Below are 26,085 nucleotides of genomic sequence, written 5' to 3'. Positions count from 1 at the left end.
AGCAGACATTACTTGCTTTTCTGCTGCGCTTCGGGGTTGGCCTCGCTTTCAGCCAGCTTGGTCAGTTTATCGTCGGTCGATTTTTCTTCCTGCAGCGTCTGGTACAGCAGTTTTTCCGCCTCTTTAAAGCCGGCCCGCCGTGCGAACGTGCACAAGGTGCCATAGCTTGCAATTTCGTAATGCTCCACCTTCTGGGCCGCCGCAATCAACGCGGCGTCCAGGACGGGCCCCTTGTCGATTTCCTCGATAACTTCCTTGCCTTCTTCCACCAGGCCTTCCATGGCCGCGCACTTGATGCGCTTGAGCTTGATGTCGCAAAGCTCTACCACTTGATCGATGCGTTCAATCTGGCCGTGGGTTTCTTCCAGGTGCAGCTGGAAGGCTTCGGCCAGTTTGGGATTGGTCGCGGCGCGGGCAAGCCTGGGCAGTGCCCGGGCCAGCTGTTTCTCGGCACTGTAGATGTCCGACAGTTCGTGAATAAACAGGTCTTGCAGAGTCTTGGCAGCCATGAAGGTCTCCATGAAATACGGTGGATGCGAGACCTTGGTACAGCAAACCCTATACCTGCGGATGTATCACCCCCGTCAAGCCGCTCTTGCTGCATACACCATACGGCCGCCGCCCGTCAGGACGCCCGGCCGCGACGGCTGCGGCCCCTGCCGTCAGCGCTTTTGCCGGGACTTGGGCTTGGGCTGGGTTCCGTCCACGCCGCTACCCAGATCGGCGCCCGTCATGGGGTCGGCATCAGGCTGCGATGTCGTGCGGGCTGCCATGGCTTGCAAGGCTTCGAGTTCTTCTCGGGAAAGACCGACGTTGGCCAGGCCGTCTCCTCCATCCACCGCGCACTGCTGATCGCGGTCGGAGACCACATCGAAGTTGGCGTCGCTGTTCCACGAGCCGCGCATATCGCCTTCACCCTGGGACATGTCAAAGTAGGTGCGGGCGAAACGCGGGTCTCCGGGCAGCTTGCCCGGCGGAAAGTTGGGCTGCATGGAGTACAGCGCCTTCTCGAATGACAACTGATGCGCCACTTCGCGCGTCATCAGGAAACCCAGCGCCTCTTTCACGCCGGGGTCGTCGGTGACATTGATCAGCCGTTCGTACACGATCTTGGCGCGCGCTTCGGCTGCAATGTTCGAGCGCAGGTCGGCCGACGGTTCGCCTATGGTGTCGATGTATCCGGCGTTCCAGAGCTGGCCTGCCGAGTTGATCAGGGCAGGCCCGCCGCCATAAAGCACCTGGGTCACATGCGAGTCGTTACCCGCGCCATGCAGGCTGCGATAAAGGTCTGCCTCGGCGTCAACGCCTTCGGCCAGCTTGCCCTTGGCGCCCTTGTTCAGCATCGCAACCAGCGTGCCGATCACTTCCAGGTGGCTGAGTTCTTCAGTGGCAATATCCAACAACATGTCCTTGCGGCCCGGATCGTCTTCGCCCAGGGCCTGGGTAAAGTAGCGACACGCAGCCGCGAGTTCGCCCTGCGGTCCGCCGAACTGCTCGAGCAGCAGATTGGCCAGGCCCGGATTGCTTTCGCGTACCCGTACGGTGTATTGCAAGCGTTTGTTATGCGCAAACATAGGAGTCTCCCGCTGAGTGAGTTGCCCGCAAAGGCGGGCCAGCGGCGCTTCGCAATTGCCATACCCGCGGGGGGCCGGCCAGGGGGCGGCGGCGTTCAGCGGCGGCACAGCATCCGCGCGGCCGTACCATCGCGCCACACATAATGGTGCAGCCAAACCATGAAGACATGGCCGCACGCCATTGCCAGCAGCGCCCACCCCAGCCAGCCGTGCAGCGCGTTGCCCATGGCAACCAGGGCGGGCTGTTCGCGGCCGGTGGCCTCGAACAGGGGCATGCCGAACACGGCCAGGCCTTTGCCTCGGCCATACGAGCGCGCCAGCGCGAGGACAGGCACCGCCATCATGAGCGTGTACAGACCGGCATGGCCAAGGCGCGCCAGCCTTCCGGCCGCTCCTGCCCCGGCTGGCGGCCTGCGCCGCAGATTCAACAGTGCCCACAAGGCGCGCAATGCGGCCAACACCAGCAGGGTCACGCCCAGAGAAACATGCGATGACCAGAACCATTTCGAAACGGCGGCCTCGCGATCCCAGGCATGCAGGGCCGAGCTGGCGAACTGCCACGCGAACAGCGCAACCATGCTCCAGTGCAGGACGCGGGAGACACGTCCGTAGCCTTGTTGCGAGTCATAACAGGTCGAGGGGGCGGCTGTGCTCATCAAAGTACTCCGGTGAAAGGTAACCGGGACGATGTTGGCCCGGGACGCCGATCAGCGATTTGACTGCCCGCAATCGCGGGAACCGGAAAAGTGCGCAGAGCGCCGGATTGAAACACACTGAAAGGTCCACATGGCGTCATCCGGGCCGGCCGGTGCGCCCTGCCCTGTTAATCGCAGCAAAAGCCCCCCTAAGCCAATCAAGAGTGGCATGGCGGCGGTGATCGTCGCAAAATCAGCCGGTTCGCAACAGAGAGAGCCCCATCCCATGTCCGAATCCATGTCCGCGCCGCCCGCAGGCCCGGAAAAGCACTACCGCGACCAGCTTGCAAAGGGCCAGTTCCAGATCCAGCGTTGCCAGGCCTGCGCGCGCGCCGTCTTCTACCCGCGCATGGTGTGCCCGCACTGCGGCTCCGACCAACTGGCGTGGGCCACGCCATCCGGCAAGGGCACGGTGTATTCCACCACCGTCGTACGGCGCAGGCCCGAACAGGGCGGCGACTATAACGTCGCGCTTATCGATCTTGAAGAAGGCGTGCGCCTGATGTCGCGCGTGCAAGGCATCGCCCCAGACGCGGTGTCCATCGGCATGGCGGTACAGGCCGACGTCGCCGACATAGACGGCGAGAAGACGGTCGTTTTCAGGCAGGCCGGAGGGCGCGCATGATGGCCCTGACCGATCTGCGCGGCGTTGCCGCCATCGCCGGCGTGGGCCATGCCGGCCTGGGCGAAGCGCACCGCTATACCGACATGGAAATCCTGGTGCAGGCCGCACATCGCGCCGTCGCCGACGCCGGCCTGACCATGCAGGACATCGACGGCCTGGCAACCGCCAGCGTCACCGCCAGCATGTGGGCCATGCCCGTCATCGAACACCTGGGCATACGGCCCAGCTTCATCGACAGCACGATGCTGGGCGGGTCGAGCTTCGTGGCGCACCTGATGCCCGCCCTGCAGGCGCTTGCCAGCGGCCAATGCAACGCGGTGCTGGTCTGCTATGGCAGCACCCAGCGCACCGCCACGCTGAACCGCGCCGAGATCGGCAACGCGCGCCGCAAACTCGACCCTCAACCGTACGAGGCGCCCTACCACGCGTTGAACCCGCTGAGTTCGTATGCACTGGCTGCCGCGCGGCACATGCATCAATACGGCACCACGCGCGAACAACTGGCCGAAGTCGCCGTTGCCGCCCGCAAGTGGGCGCAGTTGAATCCGGAAGCCTTCATGCGCGACCCGCTCAGCATCGAAGACGTACTCAATTCGCGCATGGTGTCCGATCCCCTTACGGTGCGCGACAGCTGCCTGGTAACCGACGGCGCGGGCGCCTACGTGCTGGTGCGCGCCGACCGCGCCCGCGACCTGCCCCACCCGCCCGTCTACGTGCTGGGCGGCGCAACCGCGTGCTGGAACCGGCAGATATCGTCCATGGACGACCTGACCGTCACGGCCGCCACTCAATCCGGCGCCGCCGCCTATGCCATGGCCGGCCTGCGCCCCCAGGACATCGACGTCGTCGAGCTTTACGACGCCTTCACCATCAATCCCATTCTTTTCCTGGAAGACCTGGGCTTTTGCAAGAAGGGTGAAGGCGGCGCCTTTGTGAGCGGCGGCGCCATTGCGCCAGGCGGCCGCCTGCCCGTCAACACCAACGGCGGCGGCCTGTCCTGCGTGCATCCGGGCATGTACGGCATATTCATCACCATCGAAGCAGTGCGCCAGTTGCGTGGCCAATGCGGCGACCGCCAGGTCGCCAATGCCCGCACCGCCCTGGTTCACGGCAATGGCGGCACGCTGTCCAGCCAGTCCACCGCCATTCTGGGAACGGCAGACACTCTGTAAACGACGTGGGCAAACGGCACGACAACGCCCCTCCGGCACGGAGCAACTGATTCAGATATTGCTTATTTTTCATCTGTTGCACCCGGACGGAATAAAAGGGCGCAATAACGGCCCGTAAGATGTTCCGAATCGCGCCGCTACGGCCGACACCAAGGAGCTCTCATGGGCCTATCTTCCAGGCGGCCGAATCGGCCAGACAGCCGGGCTGCCAAGCGGCCGCCGCGCCGCGTGCCGGCAGCCGGCGCCGCCCTCCCCACGCGCGACCCGGCGGAGGTTTCGGCCGCCGAACTTGCACTGCGCCTGTATATGCAAGAACTACGCGTAAAACCGTACGGGCATGCATCAACGGTGTTATCCGCCGTGCATCGCCTGCGCAAAAGCTAGGCAGCATGGCCGGCCGCGGCCGCACTGGCCGGCGGCGCACGAATGAGGTTTAATCGGGCACAATTGCATCACCTGGTTTTTTTATGCTGCGCGCCCTGCCTATCACTGCCGATGCCTTTGCTCCTTACGGGTGGATGCTGGGCAAGGCGTTCCCTGCCGATCCGGCCATTCCCGCCTATACGCACCCCACCACCGATTTCTGGCACGAACACCTGTTCGATCCCGGACACGGCGGCAAAGCGGAAGTCCTGTGGGTCAACTATCGCAACACCGGGCCTGTTACCCAACTAGAAGTGCATCTGCGCACGCAACAGGCCATCGTGCCGCTTACCGGGCCGGTCGTCCATATCGTGGCACGCGGCACGCCGGCCGGCATGCCCGACCTGGGCACCCTTGCGGCTTTTGCCGTGCAGCCGGGCATGGGCCTATGCATGGCGCCCGGCATCTGGCACGCCACCCGCGTGCCCGACGCACCCGTCACCTGCCTGATGCTGACGCGGCAGTCCACCACGCAAGACCTGGTTGCCCATCTGCGCGACGGCGCCCCCGCCCACGAAAGCGCGCTGGCAAACATCGCGCTCACAAACTGGGAAATCGCGCCCCACGCATAGCGCGGCGCAACTGCGCCCGTTTCAGCCTTCGGCAGCCACCTGCCGCAAGGCCTGCTCGAAAACTTCGGGCGGCTGCCCGCCCGAGACCAGGTATTTGTCGTCGATGATCACCGACGGCACCGAGGTAATACCCAGTTGCCGCCATTTGGCCTGCTCGGCGCGAACCTCGTCGGCGTAGCGCCCGGCTTCCAGCGTCTCGCGGGCGGCATCGCCGTCCAGTCCGGCGTCTTGCGCCGCCTTGACCAGCACGGCCGTCTCGCCGGTATCCAGATTGTCGAAATGGTAGGTTTTCAACAGGCTGCGCTTCAGGGCAAGCTGCTCGGCCTGCCCCAGGGTGCCGGCCCAATAAAGCAGCCGGTGCGCGTCAAAGGTGTTGTAAGAACGGCTGTCGTCCGTCTGGTTCATGGGCATGTCCACGGCAGCCGCACGTTGCGCAATCACCTTGCGGTTCTCTTGCAGGCGCTTATAGTCAAACCCGTACTTTTTCATCAGCCGCTCGCCGGTATTCTGGCCGCCCTTGGGCATATCCGGATTCAGCTCGAACGGCTGCATCGCGATGCGAAACTCGGCCGCGGGCCCGATGCGCTCTATAGCCTCAAGCAGCCCTCCCAGCCCCACCGCGCACCACGGGCACGCCACGTCGGACACAAAATCGATCTTGATACTTTTCATCATCACTCCCCGGCAAAGCGGTGCGACAGCGGTAACGGCGGCTGGCGTCACCCCATCGTTCAGTCCAGTGTACGCCCGCCGCCGCGCACGCCGCAGCGGGTTCCCATGACGTTATGATCAAACCACCCTGGATCCGGAGGCTACGATGATACGGCTCACCCGCGCACCCGACCTGCTGCTGGGGCAGCACTGGGCCAACCTACTGCAACAGGCCGGCATCGCCTGCCACCTTACCGGCCGATACCTGCAGGGCGGAGCCGGGGAAATCCCCGTGGACCAATGCGGCCCCGACCTGTGGCTCGAAAGCGAAGGCGACAAGGCCGCCGCCCTGCGCATCATCGAAGGCCAGGTCGACGACGCCTGGCGCACGCGCCCGCACTGGTTTTGCGGCGACTGCGGCGAATGGCTCGAACCGCAGTTTTCGACCTGCTGGCAATGCGGCGCTTCGCGGCCCGCCGACTCCCAAGGCTGACCTTCGGTCACGGCACGCGTAGCGCCATGAGCGGCCGCCCCCGCACCCGAAGGCGCGTGCTCAGGTCATCATCAGTTCGACCGCAGCCTGATCGACTGGCTCTTGTTCAGTCGACGCGCCTCTTCCTCGGCATAGGCTTCTTCATCAGGCTCATAAGAGCCTTCATACATGCACGCACTGCGATTCCAGGTGCATTCGTTGAACAAGCGCGAGGACGTTCCCGGGCTGCTGGAACAGGCGGCAGTCAATGCCGCCACACACAGCGCCGCACCGCAGCGGAAATACATTCGAAGAGACATGGGTACCTGGTCGACGTAGAGGCACAGCCATTGTGGGTCATGACCGGATTGCTGGCAACCCGCCCGCGAGCCGCATCGCCTGGTTCGACCGTCGATCACTCGCCCCCCCCGCACCGAAAAGCCCGAGTAAACACGCAATATGGCCCGTGCGCCGTAGTCTGGTTCTTAGTAGCGATTGATAACCTGCAAGCAGACGCGAGGCCAGGCGCCCACACCGGCAGCTTTTGGTGTAAACCCTCAACCCTCCGCTGCGGGATCTGCGGCGGGCTTGCAGCCAAGGCGTTTCGCCCGTCCATCCGGTTCAAAGGAACAACACACAATGAGACTACTGCTGATCCTGGCCCTGAGCGCCGCGCTGCCCGGGTGCGCGTCCATCGTCGGCGGCGCCGATCAAACCGTCTCCGTCCGCGCGCTCAACGACACAGACCAGGTGGTCGGCGCCATGTGCGAAATCGTAAGCAACAAGGGAACCTGGTATGTCACCACGCCGGGCACCGTGCCGATATCGCGCGGCTACGAAGACCTGGCTGTCACCTGCAAAAAACAGGATCTGGAGCCGGGCATCGTCACGGTAAAGTCAGCCACCAAAGGCATGGCGTTCGGCAACATCCTATTTGGCGGCATCATCGGCGCAGCGGTCGATATGGGAACCGGGGCGGCGTACGAATACCCGTCGCTGATCACCGTACACATGGGGCAAACCACCACCCTGGAGCCCCCCAAACCCGATACCCCGGCCGCCACCACCGATCAAGGCATGCCGGCAAACCCGCAAGATGCGCCGCAATCCATGCGCGCCCACCCCGACGCCCCGCAACACGACGGCGCGTCGCAAGGCATATAGCAACGTCGAATATCAACCGGGGCGCGGCACTCAGGCGACCGGCTTGGCGACACCGGCGAGCACTGTGCCGGCGAAAGGCGGCGCCGCGGGCGGCTATTTACGCGTGGTGGCTTGCGACCCCACCGGTTCGGACGCCACGCGCGAAGCCGCGGCCGACGGGCGGGCCTGGCTCGCGTCATCCGCCGCCCGGGCCAGCTCGCCGACCTGCTGCTTGATGGTTTTCAGCACCCGCAGCATGGCGGGGTCCGTCGTCAGCTCGGCCGCACGGGCGATGCTCGTGTTGATGTTCTCGAGTAGATAGTTCATCGCTGTGCTCCCCGGGAACACCGGTCCCGACGCAAATCATGCTATATGTTTCTATTATTGAAATTATACTTCACTACCCACATCGACGCGAAGGGTCCTGCGCTCTGCTTGCCGTGTGTACGCGCTTCGCCGCGCGAGTTTCGTTATTTTGACGCTTGCAGTTCGAATGAGCTCGGTCCCTGCAAACCGGACTGCGTATCATCAACCGTACGGGTAGACCCGTGGTTGATCGCGCAAGCAGACTGGGGCAGCATATGCTCCTAAATACGACTGAATTTAACTGAATGTGCATAGGGCAGGTGTACAGGCCAGCGAGTCGGGGCCGTGCCAAGGCCCCCTTCAGACGCTCCCCGTTCCATCCCGCGAGGAGCGAACGTCCATTCCCGGCTCAACGGAGACAGTCCATGAGCAAAACTGCCATAGCCATCGCCACTGTATTGGCCACCGCCCTACTCTTGCCATTTCACGCCTACTCTCATGGCGGCGGGTGCCGTAAAGATTCGCCTCCGGGAAAATGCTGCCACATGGACAGGAAGGCTGGCACCGTACATTGTCATTGAGAATCACGAACGGACAACGCATCGGAAGTTCCACCCGTAGAAGTTGCGCCAGATGACGACGCGCCGATTATCGACCCGGACAACGAAAAGATCGTCACGACGGCAGAAGAACGGCGTCTGCACGAGATATGCACCGATATTCTTCCTGGCGAAAACCTGTCGATGCGAGATACCGAGACCTATTTTTCGGTGATTTTGGACGGAAAATCGAACCGATGGTTGCTCAGGTTCTGGGGAGATAAGCGCCGCCCTTCCATCCAGTTTATCGAACCCATCCCCGACGCTCATCAACTCGAAGCCCAACGAGCAGGTTTGGAGCTCGGTCGAAATGGACAGATCCTGCTCAAGAAACCGGAAGATCTGTATCGCCTGGCCGGGATCGTACGTGATGCACTCGCCTACTGCAAAAACGACGAGAATTTTCGGCGCGGCAGCAGAGCCAAGCCAGATCGGGAAACGGTGCTTGATGCTTAGTACACGACCTATAGCCACAGTCCCAGGCCCGACGTTTGGAATCGGGCGACAAGACGCGCGGCCAACAAAAAACCCGCGCCTCACTGGGAGATTCGCGGGTCTGATGCGTTCTGTACCGTGTACTGCCTGATACTGCTTTTTGGTGCCGACGGCGAGACTCGAACTCGCACAGCTTTCGCCACTACCCCCTCAAGATAGCGTGTCTACCAATTCCACCACGTCGGCTGGGCATGCCAGGCGCACCAGGCGCCTGCTGGCCGGAACGGCCTTGTTTAGCTGTTCCAGCAAAGTCCAAAATTGTACCATGATCCCCCGGGCCATTCACTGCAATGGCTACTTGGCTGAATCGTCGGCCCTTTACACTGGCCGGATTGTGACTTTTTGCAGACACCCCCATGACTGTTTTACGTTTCGACGCCGTGCTGTTTGACTGCGATGGCGTGCTGGTCGATTCCGAACCCATTACGGCCCGTGTGCTGGCAGCCATGCTGGGCGAGCTGGGATGGTCGCTTACGCCGGAAGACGCGCTGCGCATCTTTGTGGGCAAGACGGTAAGCGACGAGGCTCCCTTGATCCAGGCGCGCACCGGCTATGCCATTACACCCGACTGGCTGGATCAGTTCCGTGCGCGGCGCAACCGCGAGCTGGAAACAGATGTGCAGGCCATCGACGGGGCGCCGCAGGCAGTGCGCGCGCTGCACCAGTTGCTGGACGGACGCATCGCGGTGGCGTCCGGCGCGGATTTTCCCAAGATCGAGCTGCAGCTGCGCAAGATCGGGCTGTACGAGTACTTCGTGGGGCGCTACTTCAGCGGCCAGGCGCTGGCGAACAACAAGCCTGCGCCCGATGTGTATCGGGCTGCGGCGCAGGCGCTGGGCGTGGACCCGCAGCGCTGTGCGGTGATCGAAGATACCGTCACGGGGGCCACTGCGGGCGTGGCTGCCGGAGCCACCGTGTTCGGCTATAGCCCGGGCGGCCCGGGCCATGACAGCACCCAGGCCTTGCTGCAGGCGGGCGTGGCGCACGTCTTCCACGACATGCACGACCTGCCGGGCTTGCTGGCCGCGGAACACGCGGCGGCGTGAAACACCGGCACGAAAAAACCCGCAGCGCCCTACGGCACTGCGGGTTTTTTTATGGCGTTTGCCAGCGGCGCGCTTACTGGGCGGGCTTGGGCGTATCGGGCTGCGCCGGCGCGGCCGGTACTTCGGCGGGCTGGGTTTCCGATTGCGGCTGCGGCTGCGATTCCGGCTGCGGCTGCGATTGGGGCTGTGCGGCCGGGGCGGGCGTCTGGGGCACCGAGGCGTCAGGCTGCGCAGGCGGAGTTTGCGGCACCGAAGAACCGCCGCCGGCGCCGGGCGCCTGAGGCACGGAACGGTCGGCCGGGAAGTCTTGCATCACGCCGGATTCCATCGCGCCGGAAGACTGCGAGCCCTTGTGGCTCAGGTAGGCCAGGCCCAGCGTGCTGGCAAAGAACACGACCGCGGCCCATTTGGTGGTGCGCGACAGGAAGTTGGCCGCCCCGGTGGCGCCGAACAGGCTGCCGGCAGAACCGCTGCCGAAAGCCGAGCCCATGTCGGCGCCCTTGCCCTGCTGCAGCAGGACCAGGACGATGATCGCCAGGGCCGACAGCACCTGCACGACCAGCAAGAGAGTAAGGGTCATAGACATTTAAGACTCCGGGGGAAACTTATATAGCGGCGATGCGCAAGAATTCTTCGGCCACCAGCGATGCGCCGCCCACCAGGGCGCCGTCGATGTCGGTCATGGCAAACAGGGAAGCGGCATTGGCAGCCTTGACGCTGCCGCCGTACAGCACGCGCACCTGGCCCGCGCCCAGCCCACGCAGGGCGACGCGGATGGCGCCGTGGACTTCCTGGGCCTGCTCGGGCGTGGCGGTGCGGCCGGTACCGATGGCCCAGACGGGCTCATAAGCCAGCACCATGCGCGACAGCGCATCGGCGCCCAGCGCCAGGATGGGCTCGAGCTGGCGTTCGATGACACCCAGGGTGTCGCCGCCTTCGCGTTCGGCCAGCGACTCGCCCACGCATACCACCGGAGTCAGCCCGGCTTGCAGCGCGGCACTGGCCTTGTCGGCCACGACCTGGTCGGTTTCGCCGTGCAGGCTGCGGCGCTCGGAATGCCCTGCCAGCGCCCAGCGGCACCCGAACTCTTGCAGCATGGCCGCCGAGACTTCGCCCGTGTAGGCGCCCTTGGCATGCGCGCTGACGTCTTGCGCGCCCCAGGAAACCGCGCTGCCTTGCAGGGCCTCGGCCGTTTGGGCCAGGTAGGGAAACGGCACGCAGACCCCGATTTCGCAATGTGCGGCCGGGTCGGCCGCACGCAGGGCTTGGAGCAACGCGGCGTTTTCGGCCAGGCTACCGTGCATCTTCCAGTTGCCCAGCACGAGACGGGCGCGGTCTTCAACAGAGGTCATGGCGCAACAGTGTTTGGAATGGGCCCGGACGAAATCCGGGTCAAACCAAAGATTGTATCCTGTTTACCGGCCAAACCGCTGCCCCCGGCGCCCCTCTGTTACACCGTCAGGATGATCTTGCCGATGTTTTCGCCCGCTTCCATCATGGCGTGGGCCGCCGATGCCTGTTCGAGCGGAAAGGTGGCGTGCACCACGGGCTTGATGCTGCCCGCCTCGAGCAGGGGCCAGGCATGTTTGCGCAAGGACCTTGCGATGGCGCCCTTGAATTCCACGGGGCGCGGTCGCAGCGTGGAGCCGGTGATCGTGAGCCGGCGGCGCAGGATCTGGTTGCCGTCGACCTCGGCGCGCGCACCGCCCAGCAAGGCAATGATGACAATGCGGCCATCGTCGGCCAGGCACTTGAGATTGCGGTTGATGTATTCGCCGGCCACCATGTCCAGAATCACATTGACCCCCGCGCCGCCCGTGGCGTCGCGCACTTCCTGGACGAAATCCTGCGTGTTGTAATTGATGCCGCGTGTCGCGCCCAGGGCTTCGACTGCGCGGGCGCGCTCGTCGCTGCCCACTGTGGCATAAACGGTGTGGCCCATGGCTCGAGCCAGCTGGATGGCCGTGGTGCCAATGCCGCTGGCGCCGCCATGCACCAGCAAGGTCTCGCCGGCTTGCAGCGCGCCGCGGTCGAACACGTTGCTCCACACGGTGAAATATGTTTCGGGCAGGCCGGCCGCTTCGATTTCGGTCAGGCCGCGCGGAATGGGCAAACATTGCACGGCAGGAGCCACGCAGTATTCGGCATAGCCTCCGCCGGCCACCAGCGCGCATACCTTGTCGCCCACGGCAAAGCCCGCCGCCGCGGCATCGCCGCCGACGATCTCGCCCGCCACTTCCAGGCCGGGAAGATCGGAAGCGCCCGGCGGCGGCGCATAGTTGCCCTTGCGCTGGAACACGTCGGGCCGGTTGATGCCGGCCGCCGCCACCTTGATCAGGACTTCGCCCGGGCCAGGCTCGGGCATGGGGCGCTCGGCGGGCACAAGTACTTCAGGGCCGCCGGGCTGGGATATTTCTATAGCTCGCATGTCTCGCCTCCTGGCTCAAATGGATTATTATGCTGCCCTTTACGGAAGTTCCAAACTCGCCATTGAACATGGCCACGGTTGGAACGTCCGGTCGCGGTACCATACCGCCGACACAAGACGGAAGCGTGGCCGAGTGGTTGAAGGCACCGGTCTTGAAAACCGGCAAGGGTTTGCGCCCTTCGTGGGTTCGAATCCCACCGCTTCCGCCAGCCATATCCCCGCACCCATGGCGAAATTGGTAGACGCAAGGGACTTAAAATCCCTCGCCGCAAGGCGTCCCGGTTCGATTCCGGGTGGGTGCACCAGGCCTGCCCCGTTGCTTGCCGCAATCCGCGACGTTCCCCGGCCCCCTGTTCAAGCCTGCCCGACGGCCGGCCTTACCCCTAAAAGCGCAAGGCCGCGGGCCACATGGGCGATCAGTTGCGATCTTGCCTGACGAAAGTCCATTTTTCTTGTGCGGGGTCGTAAGCGAAGAACATGGGGATGGCGGATCCCAGCGCTTTATTTTCGACCAGGCATCGGTATTGTTCGCCGGCTTTCTGGCAATCGCTGACGCCCACCCCTTGATCCAGCGCCTTCCGAAGCTCGGCTCCGCCCTGCGCGGTGGCGTAATGGTCATACAGCGCCTGCTTGACCTGTTCATCATCAGGCCCCCCGCCGGAGCAGCCTGCCGCCACGACGGCCAACAACGCAATGACAGCTTTCTTGGGCATGGTGTACACCTAATGGATGACCCACGATTCGACGCACATCGCACCTGGGCATGGTTGTTCCAGCACACGAGTATAGCGCCCGGAATTACTAAGGAAAGCGTATCAATATCGACGGCATGAGGGGTGTGTTCCGGGCGGCAATCCAAGCAGATGAACTCGCCGAACCGATGCGATCTACGGTGACCGGGGAAGGCTCCGGCACGTCGCTTGCCTGCCGGGCACGCCGCTTGCGTGGCGGTCGGCCCCTGCGCGCGGCGCAGGCATTATCGACAAATTCGTGGAGAACCCGCCATGGCTAAAGCGCATGCCGCCAAAACAGACCAGATCAACGACCTGCTTTATCAGGCCCTGGAAACCGAGATGGGTGGAATCAAGGTATATGAGGCCGCCATCAGCTGTGCCATCAATGACGACCTGAAGGAAGAATGGGAAGGCTATCTGGAAGAAACCAGCACCCACCGCCAGGTCCTGCTGACAGTTTTCGAGCAACTGGGGCTCGACCCCGAAGCGCCCGTGCCGTCGCGCGAGATCGTGGCTCACCACGGGCAATCGCTGGTGCAGGCCATTGAGATGGCCAAGTCGCAGGGCGACCCGGCCGCCGCGCAACTGGTGGCCGCCGAGTGCGTCGTGCTGGCAGAGACGAAGGACCACCTGAACTGGGAACTGATCGGCATGCTGGCCGAAAAGACCAGCGGCGAACGCGCCAAAATACTGAAACAGGCTTTTGAAGCGGTGGAACAGGACGAAGACCACCACCTGTATCACACCAAGGGCTGGACCCGCGAGCTGTGGATCGAATCGCTGGGCCTGCCCGCGGTACTGCCGCCGCCGGAAGAGGTGAAAAAGGTCGAGACGGCAATCGGCGCGTCGCGGGCGGAACAGGCCCGCGATTCGATGCTGGGCGGCAAACACTAGCCTCCCGCCGCCGCGCCTGGACATCGCGCCCGGCGCCGCCGCTCTGCAGCCCCGCGCCCGACACGGCGCGGGCGCCCTGCCCGCCACCATCCGTTACATCCCGCCCCGCTTCGCATGAATTCCAGACACTGAAGCAGGCAAGCCTGCGTTAACATGCCCAGCGACTGTTTCTCTTCAATGGCGCATGGACGCATATTTCGAAAGCATCGGCCAGTTCATCCAGACCAACCAGGACTGGGCCGGCCCCATCCTCTTCCTGCTGACGCTCGGCGAATCGCTGATCATCGTGGGGCTTTTTATTCCCGCCACCGCTTTGCTGCTGCTGACCGGCGGGCTGGTGGGCGCCGGCACGCTGTCGCCCTGGATCATCGTGCCATGGGGAATCGCCGGCGCGGTGGTAGGCGACGCCCTGTCTTATCTGCTGGGCCGTTGGCTGGGCACGGGCATGCTGCGCCGCTGGCCGTTTTCAACACAGCGCACGGCTGTGGCGCGCGCCCGCCTGTTCTTCCATCGCTACGGGTTTGCATCGGTACTGATCGGCCGCTTCCTGGGCCCGATCCGTTCCACTATTCCCACCGTGGCGGGCATCATGGGCATGCATCCGGTGCGTTTCCAGATAGCCAACGTGCTGTCGGCGGTGCTATGGCTGCCCCTGATGCTGGCGCCGGGCTTTCTTGCGGCGCGCGGCGTGGGCGCAATGCAGGGTAGCCAGCATGTCGGCCTGATCATCGGTACGGCGGGTTCGGTGTTGCTGGGCTGCTGGCTGCTGGCCGTCTTCATGCGCAAGCGACGATCGCCCGACGACCCGCGGGCACGCCGCAAACGCTAGGCGTAGCATCCGCCTTTGCTCATGCCAGTGAGACCGCAGGATGATCTACCGCGTACTTGCCGACATCGTCCTGCTGGTTCACGGCGCCTTTATCCTGTTCGCGGCCCTGGGCGGTTTGCTGGTGCTGGGAAACCGCTGGTGGCTACCCTGGCACTTGCTGGCGCTCGCGTGGGGCACGGCGGTGATGGCGCTGGGATGGATCTGCCCCCTGACGCCCCTGGAAAACGCGCTGCGGCGGATGGCGGGCCAGCAGGGCTATTCGGGCGGGTTCATCGAACACTATGTGCTCGGGCTGATCTACCCCGATGGCCTGACGCGCCCCTTGCAGATCGCCCTGGCGGCCGCGCTGGTGGCGGTCAACCTCATTGTCTACGCCATCGTCTATGCAAGGCGATGACGGCGTATCGGCTGTGGAATATACCGCAGCGGGCCGGCCCGTTAGAATGCGGGCACATGAAGCTACCTGACAGGCATCCCATGGTCATCCGCGGCGTCTTGCTCCTGCGCGCAATGTTCGTCACCTTCTTCATCTTTTCGGCGTCCCATGCACAGGCGCGCGACGCCGACCAAGACTGCCAGATACTGAAGCAGGTCATCAGCGACGCGCCAAACAGCTTCCGGAATCTTCGTGACGAGGCCCAGGTGCACGATATGCAGTCCGCGAAAAAATACCCCGCCAGTGTGACGTTCGCAGACAGTCAGTGGTGCAGCGTGGTGGTCAGCAGGGATTTTTTCAACGAAAACTATAACTGCGACCTTCGAAACACCACCGTCAACGAAACGGTTTCGATGATCAGGCAATGCCTGGGCGAAACAGCCGTGCCGGATCCCAAATACCAGACGACCACTTCAGGGTTTTCAGGCTGGCCACCGAAGACGGCGGCGGCGTAAATGTGTTCCAGGGCGCCTTCGCCGGCCTGGTCACGATTACGGTTGATGCTGCCGAACCCGACTGACCTGCGCGACGCCGGCAGTCGCATGCTGTTTGATCGCTCGCTTGATGGCGGGCGGGCCACCGACGATGCACGCCATGTCAGCTGCGGCGCCGGCTGAACTGAGGCCCCGCATGCAGTCGCGGATAGGCATCCGCGTGTTCGACAATGGCAAGCCGCCACTTCGGTGAATAGCGGATTCCGACCGCTACACCGGGCTTCAGCCACTGCAGGGCGCTTTCTTTGAAAAGTTGCTCGATGTAGACTTCGCGCGGCTGCGGCAGTTCCGTGGATGGATTGACTGCCACGCGCAGCTGGAACCACTGGTCGTTGTCGCCGCCCTGCTTGCCGCAGTTCTCGGCCACCAATACGGTTCCGGAAGCTTGCACACCCGTTTTCACCAGGCGCTCGGAAATGAAGTCGACGATCAGGGATCGCAACTGAAAGAACATGATGCCTACAAAAAAACAAACCAGGATGATCTTGTAGGCGTGCTCATTGCCGAAGAAATTACTAAGGGTGGCAAGCATCCCGACGTACACCAGGAAGCATACCGTCGCCCCGACCACCAGGGCGTAGCCCACGACACCCGCCAGCGTGTAGTAAATCATGGACGCTGCTTCCCCCGGCCCCGGCGGGTATTTTCTCGAATCTGCATGGCGTAGTCGTCCTGCACAGGCAAACTTGCGCTCACGCCGCCAGGACCAGGACCTTTTTCTGGTCCATCTTCAGATACATGCCCAGCGTATTCCACAAGTTCTGCAGCGCAAGGCACAGCCACCGTATGACAAAGCCCCCGCATGCCACCACTGTGAACGAGAAAAGCGCGATGGTGGTGCCCAGCATGAACAGCGTGCCGGAAGCCAGGCCCAGGACGCCGGTGGGAAGATCGATAGTCAGCGGCGCCACCGAGAATATATTGTGGGCCGGCTTGCGCTGAATGAACACATTGGTGGTCGGCAGTTTCATGCAGCTGAGCATATCGTTCTTGGACACGCCCGTAACGTACGGCCCCAATCCGATACTGCGCCCGCTGCCCATACAACCCCAGAACGGCATATCGAACTCCTTTAATAATCAAGCGCTGCGTAGTTCAGCTTCAAACAATTCGTCATCGCGCTCGACCGCCCCGGGCCGCCGCTTGATATCTTCCGAATCAAGCACGGCCCGATGAAATCGGGTGCGGTTAAGGGCGACATCATCCAGCCTGCAATCCAGCAGACCGGCATACGAAAAATCGGCGAACTGCAGATCGCAGCCGGTGAAATTACACCGCTGGAACGATCCGCGGTTGAACACGCTCATGGAAAGCTCGGCGCCCGCGAAATCACTGTCGGTCGCCAGCACATTGTTCCACAGGCTTTGCGGCAGCGTGGCGCCCACGAAACGGGTTTTCTGGATTGTTGCGCCCACGAACAGCGTATTGCGCATCTGCGCGCCTGAAAAATCGACGTCGACGAGCTCTGCATCGCTGAAGTTGCACATCGTCATGCGGCAACCCGAAAAATCCACGCCGGACAGCTCGGCCTCGTTGAACTGTGTTTCAGACAAGTCCTGCCCGGCGAACGTCTGGTTAGACAGGGTGCATCCCGACAAGGCCATCTGGCGCATCACTGCGCGAGTGAAAATGGTTTCTTGCAGGTCGAGTTCGTGCAGGGTGGATTTCGACAGGTCAGCATCGGTGAAGTCGGCGCCTTCGAATCGTGTACTGAATACGTTGCATTCCAACAGCGCAATACCGCGCAGCGCGGCGCCTGAAAAGTCGCAATCGATCAAATCGGCCTGCTCGGCCCGGCAGTCTCGAAAAGCCGCGCGCTGGAACACTGACTCGTCGAAAGTGGCTTCCGACAAAACGCAACCTTCGAGCACCGCCTGCCGGAATTGGCAGCCCACAAATTTTGCATGCGAGATATCCACCTGCTCGAAGACCGATTCGGTGAAATTGCAGTCGGTGAACACCGATTCGCGCAAACTGCAGGCGTGAAAACGCGCCGCCGAAAAATCGACCCCATCAAAGATCATCCCCGGCAAGTCTTCGTTCTGGAAGACTGCGCCGCGCAGATCGACGCCGCTTATGCGCTCCAGCGTGTGCGCACGCTTCAGTACCTCGGCCTTGTTCATGCCGACCCCTCCAGCACCGGACCGCCGGATTGGCGATACGGCGCCAATCGGGTGCGATGTACATAGGCTCCATCCACCCGTGTCGATGCATCCAATAGCGTTTCCGACATGTCGGCGCGGAAGAAATTGCAGCGGGAAAGATTCGCCCCGACCAGGCTCGCTTTCTGGAAATTGGCCTGCATGAGATTGCAACCCGACATATCGACGAGATCGAGTTGCGCGCGCACAAAGATCGATTGCGGCGCCGACACTTTGTCAAACCGGCAGTTGATGAAACTGGCCTGCGAAAAGTCACACTGCTCAAGTCGGCAAGATTCGAAAAGAACGTTCTCGAACTGGTCGAGGCGGAACATCGTCTGGTGAAACTCTCCGCCATTGAACCAGCAACCGGTAAACGACACGTCGTCGGAAAAAACGCATTTGCTCAGGATGGACCCGGTGAGCCGCAAATTCTGAAAACGCGTCTCCGAAGCAGAGCATGAATGCAGGATGCTTTCGTCGATATGGAGATTATCGATATGCACACTGTCGAATCCGACCTTGTTCATCGAGGCCTCGGCAATTGCCACGTCCTGCAGGCTACCTCCTTCGAAGCTCAGGCTTTCCAGTTTCATCTGCCTGAAGGCGCAATGCTTGAACTCGGCATGATGCATCACGAAGTCGTCGATGGCGCCGGCCTCGAAACTGCAATTCTGGAAACGCGTGCGCACCTCGCAGATCAGCCGCGTCAACGTGGCGTTTCCAAACGAGACATTGATGAACTCGGCTTCGCCGATGTTGCTGTGTTCAATCCAGGCCCCATCCAGGCGGCAATCCACAAATGATGCGCGCGCCAGTACCGTTTCGTGGAACTTTGCCCCCGACAGATTGGCGCCCGTGAAGTCGGCTTTCTCGAGCCAGGTGCGGGAAAAGTCCGCGCCAGATAGATCCATGCCTGACAGGTCGGCTCCCGTCAGGTCCATATCCGAGAGTTTCTTGTTCGCGCGGTACTTTCTAAGCACCTGGTCGCGAATCTGCAACGCCCGGTGCGGCGCGGCACGGGCAACGCCCCTCTGGAAGTGAACCGAATACAGATACAGCTGCTTGAGCCCCCGCTTGCTGTGCTGATACAGGTCACGCGGAGACATATCCGTCGTTGCACTATCCGACAAAGACGCCCGCAATGCGTGCCGCGATTGCGCCTTGCGCACGCTGTCGAAAATCGCCGTGAGATCCGGGGGGCCCTGCTCCGGCAAGGTCAAGCCGCCTTCGGACGATTCCATGCCGGCCACCGCCTCAAGCAAGGGCTCTTTCTTGGAAAAGCTCGACTGCCGTATTTCGCTTTCGGCTTTAGCGAGCGCCTCGCGCCGCTCTTGCTGCAGGCGGGCGACAGTGTCTTCATGCAGCTTCTCGTGCTCGTCGGCCACCTCTGCCAGCCGGTCGAGCGTCAGCGGCTTGACCGGGCCCACGAATCCACCCGGCGGATACGCACCGGTATCGCGCTGCAGCCGGTCTGCCAGCTTGGACATCAGCGGACGATCGCCGAGGGGGATATCCTCGAGCCAGGGCGCCAGAATGTCCGACGGCATCAAGTCGCCATCGCGAAACGCCTCTAACGCGGCGCTGTCGAAGCTGGTGCGCCGCGCGTATATGCTCATGTAATGCGCTTCGGGCCGCGGCTGTCCGGCATGCTCCAGGGCGCCCATGATGCCGCTGATATCGAATGCGTCATCCTCGGCAATGGGGGTCTGGCCATGAAACAGCAGGATATAGCTGGTGCGGTGCGGCAGGAACCACGCCGTGGTAGGCCGCATTGAAATCTCATCCAGCTGTTGAGCGCCCGAGCGCTGGATAAAACAACGCGCATGCAGCGATGGCAGCGTGCCCTGCCAGCAATGCAGCTCCGGATGCATGTTCCAGAACTCGAACGGCTCGTCCATGGACAAGGCGTCGCGGTCATGCCAGATCTGGTCATCCGATGCCGCATTGAAGGCCGAGAACTGCAAGTCGTCGAAGAACCCGGATCCCACGGTATTGACCCATTCTTCGTCGCAGGAGCCCAGCTTTTCCAGGCGCGACGGCCAATCTGGCCGGATCAGCCCGAAATTGTACGGTTGAACGATCTGGCCCCGCGTCTGTATGCGTTCTGTGGGGCATTCAAGATTGGGCAGCCGTATCGCGCGCGCGCCATTGACTTCCACCTCGTCCAGACCGGTTCCCACGGGGTTGTCCGGTATCGCGCGCCCGCCAAACGAATTGGCCCAGGTCAAGGGCATGGCCTCGAACGGCGCGGGCTCGGAAATCCGGTTTCCCAGCCAGTACCGATCACCGAAGACCAGGCCATCCTTGCGTTTGCTGCCCACCCGCGCGCTGACCATGCATTTCTGCTTGTCTTTCTGGTGCGCTGTATAGGCATATCCGCTGACCAGAAACTCCGGATGCGGCTTGGGCATGACCATATCCATCATTTCGTCGGCGTCGAGTTCAGGCAGCACATCGTGCACCAGGAAGTGCTCTGCCTGCACCTTGGGGCCGTGGGCATCATGCCGCACCAGCACCGCGACAGATACGGCAAGATATGTCCCGCCGCGCCAACGGTAAGGGCGGGGCATGATGGTCATGCGTAGCGGCTTGATGATTTTCAAGGCGCGCCCTTCCCTTTTTTCTTGAACTTGCTCGCCAGGTTCGACACGGCGCCGCCCAGCTTCGTGGCGGCGGACTTGACTGCAGGCGAAGGGTTGCCGCCAAGAAACTGCAAAGTCTTGGCAACATGCAGCCGGACCAACGCTTTGTCGATCGCGGCATGTGAACGCTGGAACTGCTTCTGCGCGGATCCCATGGTTACGCCCGATAAATACAGGTCGCGCGTTGCCACAGTGGTTTTAACCGTGCCCAATGATGCGATCACGGCGTAGGCCGAACTTGTAGCGCCCGAGGCGGTCAGCGCCAGCCCCGAGAAGGTAAAGGGCTTTGGCGAATACATTTCGTAGCCCTTCAGATAGAAATTCATGCCGACCGGAGATTCGGAAATATCGGTGCTCGCCTCGGCATGATAGTTACGGCAGTTGATCGTCAATGCGCCCGCCGTCGTCTGGACGAAGGAGCCGTCAATTTTCCAGTTGGTCTCACCCTTTGTCGTTTGAGTTTCGGTGGACAGGTTCGTTTCTATCACCACGCCCTGCACCATGGCCTTTAAATAGCCCATGATGTCGAATCCGGACACGCTGTCGAAACTGGACGAATTTTTTACCAGCGCGTCGGCGACCGCGGCCGTGGCCGCCGACTCGGCGGCCGATTCCGGACTGGCGCCTGCATCCAGGGCCTGCTGTGCTTTGCTTTCCGCGACCGCCCGGTCTGCTCCTGCGGCCTGGGCCGCATCGCCGGCCGCTGTGACGGCCCGTCTGGCCTGCTCGGCGGGGGCAAGCGTTTCGCCACCCGCGCGCACCGCGGCGCGGGCATTGCTGCCCGCCACCGTGGGATCCGCGATGGTGCGGCCAACCAGATCCGCGGCGACGCTGTTCATGTCGGCGCCCGGGTTGTTCGCCATGGTGTGATGTGCGGCTTCACGGACGGCCTCGGCCGACACAGGATCGATGTTGTACTTTTTCCAGATGGGTTCTACGGTCGCGTCGAAATTATCGAGCGTCAGGTCAGGCGTCGCCCGGATCTCGGCCATCGCGGCCTGCGCATCGGAACCGGGCAAAGGAACGAAACCTGTCATCAGGGCACCTTCGTGGTGGAGGACTGGACTTTTCCTTTCCCCAGCTTGCTGGTCTGGACCAGGAACTTCCGATGGTTCTTGCTGTCTTCAATGGCCGTGTTGTACAGCACAATATCGTTGTCAAACCCGGCGATATACAGGCGCCCCAAAGTGCCCGTAAACAGATAGCCGGAGTAGACATGCCACTCCGTGCCGTATTTGGTTGCCAGTCCATATAGCGACAATGACGTATACAGCGTTGCGTCATATGAACCGCTGTAGACGCCGATGCCGCGCCCCGAATGGAAACGAAAATTCAACAACGACTGACTGGCATAGGTCTTCATTGTCGAACTGCATTTGATATGGATGTCCTTGCCGGGCATTTCATACGTCACCGTATCGGAGTGCGAATGGATCACACTGCCCGTGACGTTCATGGTCTGCGTGTCCTGGAAGTCGTACGTGACCTCGCCCCGCACCAGCCGGATCAGGTAACCCAGAATGGAAAACGTGCTGGGCGCCGACGACGCGCTTGTGGCAGCGGACTGCGCCGCTGCAGCAGCCGCAGCCTCGGCGCTGACGCCGTCTTCCATATATTGCTGAATGTCGGCCTGAACCCCTCCGGATGACTGCGCATCGATGGCGCCAGTCTCTTGCAGCACGGACTGGGCCTCTTCAAAAGCGATAGCTTCACGCTGCGACTGGCTCAGGTCCGTGCGACCCTGCAGCCGGTTGGTCACCCGTTGCCGGACGCGATCGCCTATCGTGCTGGGGTGGGCAACGGTTTTTGCGGCAAGATCGTGCGCAATCGCCTGCGCGTTGGCGGGATCGCGTTCTGCCAGCACCTCGATGGCGCGCGCCGTGGACGCCGCCGTGATGGGGTCGCCGGAATACGCGAGCAATTGCTGCCTGACGTAGTCGAACCGCAAAATGCCCGGCGGCAGGGACACCATGGAATTGCCGATATTGGATACGACCGCCCCGGCTGCGGATCCCGGCTGTATGTTGTAGTCGCACATAGGTCAACCGCCCGATAGAATCAGCCAGATCACCGTGGCGCCCAACGAAACCATGTTGGCAGATTTTTCCCACTTGGATTTTTCATTATCCAGGCTGACTAAACCACCGCCATGCCGGCCGCTGCCGTAGTGCGACATCTGGGCGGCGGTACCGATCCGCACGCCGCCCACGCTTGCGTTGCCCAAAGAAAGATCGGCCGATACCAGCAATGCCGACCTGTTTTTCCAGGGAGTTTCAGTCAGCGAATACGACCCGCTGGACAAGTTGAAGTAGCGGCTGAGTTTTTTTGCGTTGTGAACGGTGTTTTTTTCTTCGTCTGCGTTGATGGCGATTTCACCGGCTTTCAGGTGGACGTCGGTGGCCTCGATCGTCACATTGCTCTTGTGGTTGTATTGCGTGGCGCCGGACGTGAACTTGATGTAAGAGTCCAGCAAATCCAGCCGGACATAATCCTGGACGGTCATATTGAAGTCTTGCTTGACTTCGAAGCCCGCCGGAATGAGCGTGCCGCCCGACGCCGCATTGACGCCGGCGGCCAGGGCCTGCGCGGCCGCCTCGGCGCTTACGGGCGGCCGGCTCGAACTATCGAGATTCAGGTTCAGTACCGAAAAGCTGCTGCCGCTGAGCACGTCGCCCATTTGCGTCAGGGCCGTGCGTTCGCTCTCGGATACTCGAACGCCGTTGTTTTCGGCCAGCTTTAACGCATCGGAAGCCGGCGGCGGCGAATAATCGAAATCCGGGCCGGCGCCAGGCGGCTTTTGATAGTCCAGCAGCTCACCGGTAAGTTCGTCCAGCGTCTTACTCATGCCATACCTGTTTGTTCGCGCGCACGCGGCGCTGCCATCCGGAGGTGCTTAGCCGACATTGCCGTTGATGACAATCTTGACGTCCCCGTCGATTCTGGATTTGTATGCCCCGGTGAGCGAATGCTCGACGTCGCCTATTTCGGTCAGCTTCTGGGCGCCGTCCTGCTTGGCCGTCAATATTCCCTTCGTGGTCGTCTGCACATCGCCCGTGGTCTGCTTGATTACGGGACCCTCGATAGTTCTGTTGAACGGACCCATATTGGCGGTGGTCTGGCCATCGAGAGTCAGGTCGGTCGTCTGCTTGACGTGCACCCTGAGCGACCCGGCGGTAATGCTGTACATGCCGCAGACATCAACCAGGTAGTTGTTGCCTATGGTGTGGCTGTGATCATTCACCACCTCGTCGCACATGTTGCGCTGCGCGCGCATATGCACCAGCTCGCTGCCCAGTGCATCTTCGAAGATCATCTTGTTGCACATGGACGGGTCGCCGTAGACCGACTGGCTGCGGAACCCGCTTTGCGTTGCGCTGGCGGGCAGCTCCACGGGCGGCATATTGTTGGCGTTATAGACGCGCCCAAGCACGATCGGGCGGTCGGGGCAGCCCCCGATGAAATCGACCACGACTTCGTCGTTGATGCGCGGCAGTTGCAGGCCGCCGAAACCGCCGCCCGCCCAGGGGCTGGATACGCGCACCCAGCATGAACTGCTTTCGTTGCGCTGGCCGTAGCGGTCCCAGTGAAACTGGATCTTGATGCGCCCGTACTTGTCCGTCCAGAGTTCCTTGCCGGCCGGGCCCACCACCCGGGCAGTCTGGGGGCCGTGGGTACGCGGGATCGGCGTGACGCGCGGCGCGCGATATTGAACCGACGAGGGCAACGCCGAAAACGAAACTTCGTAGAACTCTTCGGAACCGCTGTTGGTGGAATAACCGCCCACGCTCATGCGGTAGTTCACCGACACTACCAGGTATTCGCGGTTTTCGGCCTTGCGCGGGTGATTGCGCAACGTGAACAGATAGCCGGGCGCCAGGCCGCGGGCATTGCTTGCACCCAGGTCCTGTTCCTGGCTGCTTTGCAGTTCTTCAAGGCGAACGCGGGCATACTGCTCGCCGTGCTGCGCTTCCTGGAAGCCGCCCTGCCACTCGAATACCTCCAGGTTGCCCGGCTCGGAACCGCCGGGCCGCTTCGACACGGCATCCAGGCTGGCGCCGGGCTTGGTAAAGTCGTAGTCCACCGTGGCGTAGCCATCGGGCGTGACCTGCGCCGAAATTTCCCACATCGAAATGTATTCTTCGCGCGGGGTCGAAACGCGATCGGGCCCGTAGTACGGCAGCGATTCGTATCCGGGCACGGGCGCGTGCAGCGATATATCGTCAGTCAGCACAAGGGTATGCTGGCCCTTGTCGTGCTTGAAATAATAGTAGATGCCTTCGTGCTCGAGCAGGCGGCTGACAAAAGCAAAATCGGTTTCCTGGTACTGCACGCAGTATTCCCAGGAACGATAGCTGCCCGTCAGCTTCATCTCGAAGGGGTATCCGTACTCGCCCAGTACTTCCTTGACGATGTCCGGCACCGATTTCTGCTGAAAGATCTTGTTGTCGGATGTCTGGGTCAGGTACCACAGCCAGGGCTTTACCGTGACCTTGTAAACATAATTGCGCGACGTGTTGCTCTCGCGTCCTACCATCACGCAGCGCACTATCTGGCCGCTGAGATAGCGCGGCTGCATCGTCGTGGCAATTTCCAGCGTGAGCGGTTTGCCCAGCAACTGCTTCAGATCCAGGTTGAAAGAGCTGGCCAGCAGTTCGACATCGAATTCAAATAACTGCGACAGGCCCTCGTGGCCTGTCATCTGCCGGAACACGAGCGCGGTTTCAAGGGGAGTATGCGCGATGACGGGGCGCTGTTGAAAAAAGCTTGGAATATCCACTCGAAACCTCTCCCTCGACTCGCCCTGGCGGCAAGCGCACGTAGAACCGCGCGATCACGCGGTTGTCATATAGCCTGGATACACTGCCCCGATTAGGGATTACCCGCGCAAACTACTTGAAGAGAATCGTCGCCTCAAGGCGGTTTTCCCTAATAGATGCAACAAATCTATAAGCCGCAAGTCTGTTTATTTCAGGACGACACGGGCCGCCCTTGAAAGCGCCCGACAGGGCCGGTAGCGCGTGCAGTTACCCGTGTGTCCCCGCAATTTATTGTTACCAGAAAAGGGGGGCGTGTTCCTGTTACAGTGACGGCGCCGTGATGCCCGCTCCCCCTTCCCCCTCGCCGCCATTTGTGGTGCTCGATGCCTGCGTACTGATGTCGGGCATTGTGCGCCGCCTGATGTTGCGCCTGGCGGCCGCCGGCTTCTACCAGCCCGTCTGGAGCGAGCGGATCGGAGAAGAATGGCGCCGCAACGCCGCGCGCCTGTGGGCGATTCCCGCGGACGTGCTGGCGGCCCAATGGGCCGACATGAACCAGCTGTTCCCGCTCGCGTCCGAAGGCGACCTGCAGGCGTACGAGACCGGCTTGCGCTATAGCGATCCCAAAGATTTCCACGTGATCGCGGCAGGCCTCGCGCGGCGCGCGCGCTGCGGCCTGCAGCGACCGCCCACCGTGCTGGTGGCAACCTGGAACCTGAAAGACTTCAATCGCTCGGAACTGCGGCGCCAGGGGTTGGACGCGCTGACGCCGGACCGCCTTCTGTCGCAATGGTGGGAAGCCGACCCCGCGCGCATGCACGAGGCCGTCCGGGCAGTACCGGGCGACTACGTGGCGCTGGGGCGCGAACCCGAACCACTGGGCGCCACGCTGCACCGCGAACGGCTGTATCGCCTGAAGGCGCTGGTGGCGCGCCACGAGGCCCGGTAGCGGCG

General features: G+C 62.3%; 30 protein-coding genes and 3 tRNA genes. 14 read left to right on the top strand and 19 right to left on the bottom strand.

Translation table 11 applies throughout. The features are described from left to right. Nucleotides 1–8: 8 nt before the first annotated feature. From CAL19_RS04185 to CAL19_RS04175, 3 genes are all read right to left on the bottom strand, one after another. Complete coding sequence (locus CAL19_RS04185) at nt 9–509, bottom strand: ferritin-like domain-containing protein (RefSeq protein WP_026638366.1); 501 nt, start codon at nt 507–509, stop codon at nt 9–11. Nucleotides 510–662: 153 nt separating this feature from the next. Further along, nucleotides 663–1,574, bottom strand: a complete 912-nt coding sequence (locus CAL19_RS04180; RefSeq protein ID WP_094796095.1) for a manganese catalase family protein — start codon at nt 1,572–1,574, stop codon at nt 663–665. A 95-nt stretch (nt 1,575–1,669) separates the two neighbouring features. Further along, nucleotides 1,670–2,230, bottom strand: a complete 561-nt coding sequence (locus CAL19_RS04175; RefSeq protein ID WP_094796094.1) for a cytochrome b — start codon at nt 2,228–2,230, stop codon at nt 1,670–1,672. A 265-nt stretch (nt 2,231–2,495) separates the two neighbouring features. Between CAL19_RS04175 and CAL19_RS04170 the strand changes: the two genes are divergently transcribed. The 3 genes from CAL19_RS04170 to CAL19_RS04160 all read left to right on the top strand — a co-directional run bounded on the left by CAL19_RS04170 (nt 2,496) and on the right by CAL19_RS04160 (nt 5,061). Continuing rightward, nucleotides 2,496–2,894 carry a Zn-ribbon domain-containing OB-fold protein gene (locus CAL19_RS04170; RefSeq protein ID WP_094796093.1) on the top strand — a complete coding sequence of 133 codons (399 nt, stop codon included), beginning with the start codon at nt 2,496–2,498 and terminating at the stop codon, nt 2,892–2,894. Next, complete coding sequence (locus CAL19_RS04165) at nt 2,894–4,066, top strand: thiolase (RefSeq protein WP_094796395.1); 1,173 nt, start codon at nt 2,894–2,896, stop codon at nt 4,064–4,066. The genes CAL19_RS04170 and CAL19_RS04165 overlap by 1 nt, the downstream gene beginning before the upstream one ends. 467 nt (nt 4,067–4,533) lie before the next feature. After that, on the top strand, nt 4,534–5,061 hold the full coding sequence (locus tag CAL19_RS04160; protein WP_026638372.1) for an ureidoglycolate lyase: 528 nt from the start codon (nt 4,534–4,536) through the stop codon (nt 5,059–5,061). Between the two features lie 21 nt (nt 5,062–5,082). Here the strand turns inward: CAL19_RS04160 and CAL19_RS04155 are convergent, their stop codons facing one another. Beyond that, nucleotides 5,083–5,733, bottom strand: a complete 651-nt coding sequence (locus CAL19_RS04155) for a DsbA family oxidoreductase (RefSeq protein WP_170941498.1) — start codon at nt 5,731–5,733, stop codon at nt 5,083–5,085. 145 nt (nt 5,734–5,878) lie between these two features. Here CAL19_RS04155 and CAL19_RS04150 point away from each other — a divergent pair, with 145 nt between their 5' ends. Then, nucleotides 5,879–6,205, top strand: coding sequence for a DUF2007 domain-containing protein (locus CAL19_RS04150; RefSeq protein ID WP_026638374.1), 327 nt, complete (start codon nt 5,879–5,881; stop codon nt 6,203–6,205). Between the two features lie 71 nt (nt 6,206–6,276). Here the strand turns inward: CAL19_RS04150 and CAL19_RS04145 are convergent, their stop codons facing one another. Continuing rightward, the gene (locus tag CAL19_RS04145; RefSeq protein ID WP_170940283.1) at nt 6,277–6,504 is read right to left on the bottom strand and encodes a hypothetical protein; all 228 of its coding nucleotides are present in this window, start codon (nt 6,502–6,504) and stop codon (nt 6,277–6,279) included. A gap of 319 nt (nt 6,505–6,823) precedes the next feature. Between CAL19_RS04145 and CAL19_RS04140 the strand changes: the two genes are divergently transcribed. Continuing rightward, a complete protein-coding gene (locus CAL19_RS04140) occupies nt 6,824–7,348 on the top strand; it encodes a hypothetical protein (protein WP_212589887.1) in 525 nt (174 codons plus the stop codon). Nucleotides 7,349–7,441: 93 nt separating this feature from the next. Here CAL19_RS04140 and CAL19_RS04135 read toward each other — a convergent pair whose 3' ends face one another. Then, nucleotides 7,442–7,654, bottom strand: a complete 213-nt coding sequence (locus tag CAL19_RS04135; protein ID WP_026638375.1) for a hypothetical protein — start codon at nt 7,652–7,654, stop codon at nt 7,442–7,444. 722 nt (nt 7,655–8,376) lie between these two features. Here CAL19_RS04135 and CAL19_RS04130 point away from each other — a divergent pair. After that, nucleotides 8,377–8,688 (top strand): hypothetical protein, encoded by a 312-nt coding sequence (locus CAL19_RS04130; RefSeq protein ID WP_212589886.1) that lies wholly within the window; start codon nt 8,377–8,379, stop codon nt 8,686–8,688. A gap of 140 nt (nt 8,689–8,828) precedes the next feature. Here CAL19_RS04130 and CAL19_RS04125 read toward each other — a convergent pair. Then, nucleotides 8,829–8,913 (bottom strand) — tRNA-Leu (locus CAL19_RS04125). A 170-nt stretch (nt 8,914–9,083) separates the two neighbouring features. Between CAL19_RS04125 and CAL19_RS04120 the strand changes: the two genes are divergently transcribed. Next, complete coding sequence (locus CAL19_RS04120; protein WP_094796091.1) at nt 9,084–9,773, top strand: HAD family hydrolase; 690 nt, start codon at nt 9,084–9,086, stop codon at nt 9,771–9,773. Between the two features lie 73 nt (nt 9,774–9,846). Here the strand turns inward: CAL19_RS04120 and secG are convergent, their stop codons facing one another. From secG to CAL19_RS04105, 3 genes are all read right to left on the bottom strand, one after another. Continuing rightward, nucleotides 9,847–10,359 carry a preprotein translocase subunit SecG gene (gene secG, locus CAL19_RS04115; RefSeq protein WP_094796090.1) on the bottom strand — a complete coding sequence of 171 codons (513 nt, stop codon included), beginning with the start codon at nt 10,357–10,359 and terminating at the stop codon, nt 9,847–9,849. Between the two features lie 19 nt (nt 10,360–10,378). Beyond that, nucleotides 10,379–11,125: a triose-phosphate isomerase gene (tpiA, locus tag CAL19_RS04110; RefSeq protein ID WP_026638386.1), complete on the bottom strand. Its 747-nt coding sequence runs from the start codon at nt 11,123–11,125 to the stop codon at nt 10,379–10,381. Nucleotides 11,126–11,223: 98 nt separating this feature from the next. Beyond that, a complete protein-coding gene (locus CAL19_RS04105; RefSeq protein ID WP_094796089.1) occupies nt 11,224–12,201 on the bottom strand; it encodes an NAD(P)H-quinone oxidoreductase in 978 nt (325 codons plus the stop codon). 119 nt (nt 12,202–12,320) lie between these two features. Between CAL19_RS04105 and CAL19_RS04100 the strand changes: the two genes are divergently transcribed. Together CAL19_RS04100 and CAL19_RS04095 are read left to right on the top strand one after the other, a co-directional pair. Beyond that, a tRNA-Ser gene (locus CAL19_RS04100) sits at nt 12,321–12,410 on the top strand. Nucleotides 12,411–12,421: 11 nt separating this feature from the next. Next, nucleotides 12,422–12,506: transfer RNA gene (locus CAL19_RS04095), tRNA-Leu, on the top strand. 111 nt (nt 12,507–12,617) lie between these two features. On the opposite strand, the gene CAL19_RS04090 is transcribed toward CAL19_RS04095, so the two are convergent. Continuing rightward, nucleotides 12,618–12,914, bottom strand: coding sequence for a hypothetical protein (locus tag CAL19_RS04090; protein WP_094796088.1), 297 nt, complete (start codon nt 12,912–12,914; stop codon nt 12,618–12,620). A gap of 291 nt (nt 12,915–13,205) precedes the next feature. Between CAL19_RS04090 and CAL19_RS04085 the strand changes: the two genes are divergently transcribed. The 4 genes from CAL19_RS04085 to CAL19_RS04070 all read left to right on the top strand — a co-directional run bounded on the left by CAL19_RS04085 (nt 13,206) and on the right by CAL19_RS04070 (nt 15,549). Further along, nucleotides 13,206–13,829 (top strand): hypothetical protein, encoded by a 624-nt coding sequence (locus CAL19_RS04085; protein ID WP_026638389.1) that lies wholly within the window; start codon nt 13,206–13,208, stop codon nt 13,827–13,829. A 184-nt stretch (nt 13,830–14,013) separates the two neighbouring features. Next, the gene (locus tag CAL19_RS04080; protein WP_094796087.1) at nt 14,014–14,658 is read left to right on the top strand and encodes a DedA family protein; all 645 of its coding nucleotides are present in this window, start codon (nt 14,014–14,016) and stop codon (nt 14,656–14,658) included. Between the two features lie 40 nt (nt 14,659–14,698). Then, on the top strand, nt 14,699–15,055 hold the full coding sequence (locus tag CAL19_RS04075) for a DUF2784 domain-containing protein (RefSeq protein WP_026638391.1): 357 nt from the start codon (nt 14,699–14,701) through the stop codon (nt 15,053–15,055). Between the two features lie 56 nt (nt 15,056–15,111). Beyond that, nucleotides 15,112–15,549, top strand: coding sequence for a hypothetical protein (locus CAL19_RS04070; RefSeq protein WP_141214355.1), 438 nt, complete (start codon nt 15,112–15,114; stop codon nt 15,547–15,549). Between the two features lie 142 nt (nt 15,550–15,691). Here the strand turns inward: CAL19_RS04070 and CAL19_RS04065 are convergent, their stop codons facing one another. From CAL19_RS04065 to CAL19_RS04030, 8 genes are all read right to left on the bottom strand, one after another. Then, nucleotides 15,692–16,201, bottom strand: a complete 510-nt coding sequence (locus CAL19_RS04065) for a hypothetical protein (RefSeq protein WP_026638393.1) — start codon at nt 16,199–16,201, stop codon at nt 15,692–15,694. Nucleotides 16,202–16,280: 79 nt separating this feature from the next. Continuing rightward, a complete protein-coding gene (locus CAL19_RS04060; protein WP_141214354.1) occupies nt 16,281–16,649 on the bottom strand; it encodes a hypothetical protein in 369 nt (122 codons plus the stop codon). Between the two features lie 18 nt (nt 16,650–16,667). Next, complete coding sequence (locus tag CAL19_RS04055) at nt 16,668–17,711, bottom strand: pentapeptide repeat-containing protein (RefSeq protein WP_094796085.1); 1,044 nt, start codon at nt 17,709–17,711, stop codon at nt 16,668–16,670. Further along, nucleotides 17,708–20,335, bottom strand: coding sequence for a DUF2169 family type VI secretion system accessory protein (locus CAL19_RS04050; protein WP_094796084.1), 2,628 nt, complete (start codon nt 20,333–20,335; stop codon nt 17,708–17,710). The genes CAL19_RS04055 and CAL19_RS04050 overlap by 4 nt, the downstream gene beginning before the upstream one ends. Continuing rightward, complete coding sequence (locus CAL19_RS04045) at nt 20,332–21,411, bottom strand: hypothetical protein (protein WP_026638396.1); 1,080 nt, start codon at nt 21,409–21,411, stop codon at nt 20,332–20,334. Before CAL19_RS04045 ends, CAL19_RS04050 begins: the two co-directional genes overlap by 4 nt. Then, a complete protein-coding gene (locus CAL19_RS04040; protein WP_094796083.1) occupies nt 21,411–22,412 on the bottom strand; it encodes a hypothetical protein in 1,002 nt (333 codons plus the stop codon). The genes CAL19_RS04045 and CAL19_RS04040 overlap by 1 nt, the downstream gene beginning before the upstream one ends. 3 nt (nt 22,413–22,415) lie before the next feature. Further along, entirely contained in the window at nt 22,416–23,219 is an 804-nt protein-coding gene (locus tag CAL19_RS04035) for a hypothetical protein (protein WP_026638398.1), read from the bottom strand. 48 nt (nt 23,220–23,267) lie between these two features. Continuing rightward, nucleotides 23,268–25,151, bottom strand: coding sequence for a type VI secretion system Vgr family protein (locus CAL19_RS04030; protein ID WP_094796082.1), 1,884 nt, complete (start codon nt 25,149–25,151; stop codon nt 23,268–23,270). Nucleotides 25,152–25,471: 320 nt separating this feature from the next. Between CAL19_RS04030 and CAL19_RS04025 the strand changes: the two genes are divergently transcribed. Then, a complete protein-coding gene (locus tag CAL19_RS04025) occupies nt 25,472–26,080 on the top strand; it encodes a PIN domain-containing protein (RefSeq protein WP_094796081.1) in 609 nt (202 codons plus the stop codon). Nucleotides 26,081–26,085 lie beyond the last annotated feature (5 nt).

Source organism: Bordetella genomosp. 7 (genome assembly GCF_002261265.1).
Taxonomy (GTDB): Bacteria; Pseudomonadota; Gammaproteobacteria; order Burkholderiales; family Burkholderiaceae_B; genus Bordetella_A.
This window is presented reverse-complemented; position numbering and strand designations above follow the sequence as displayed.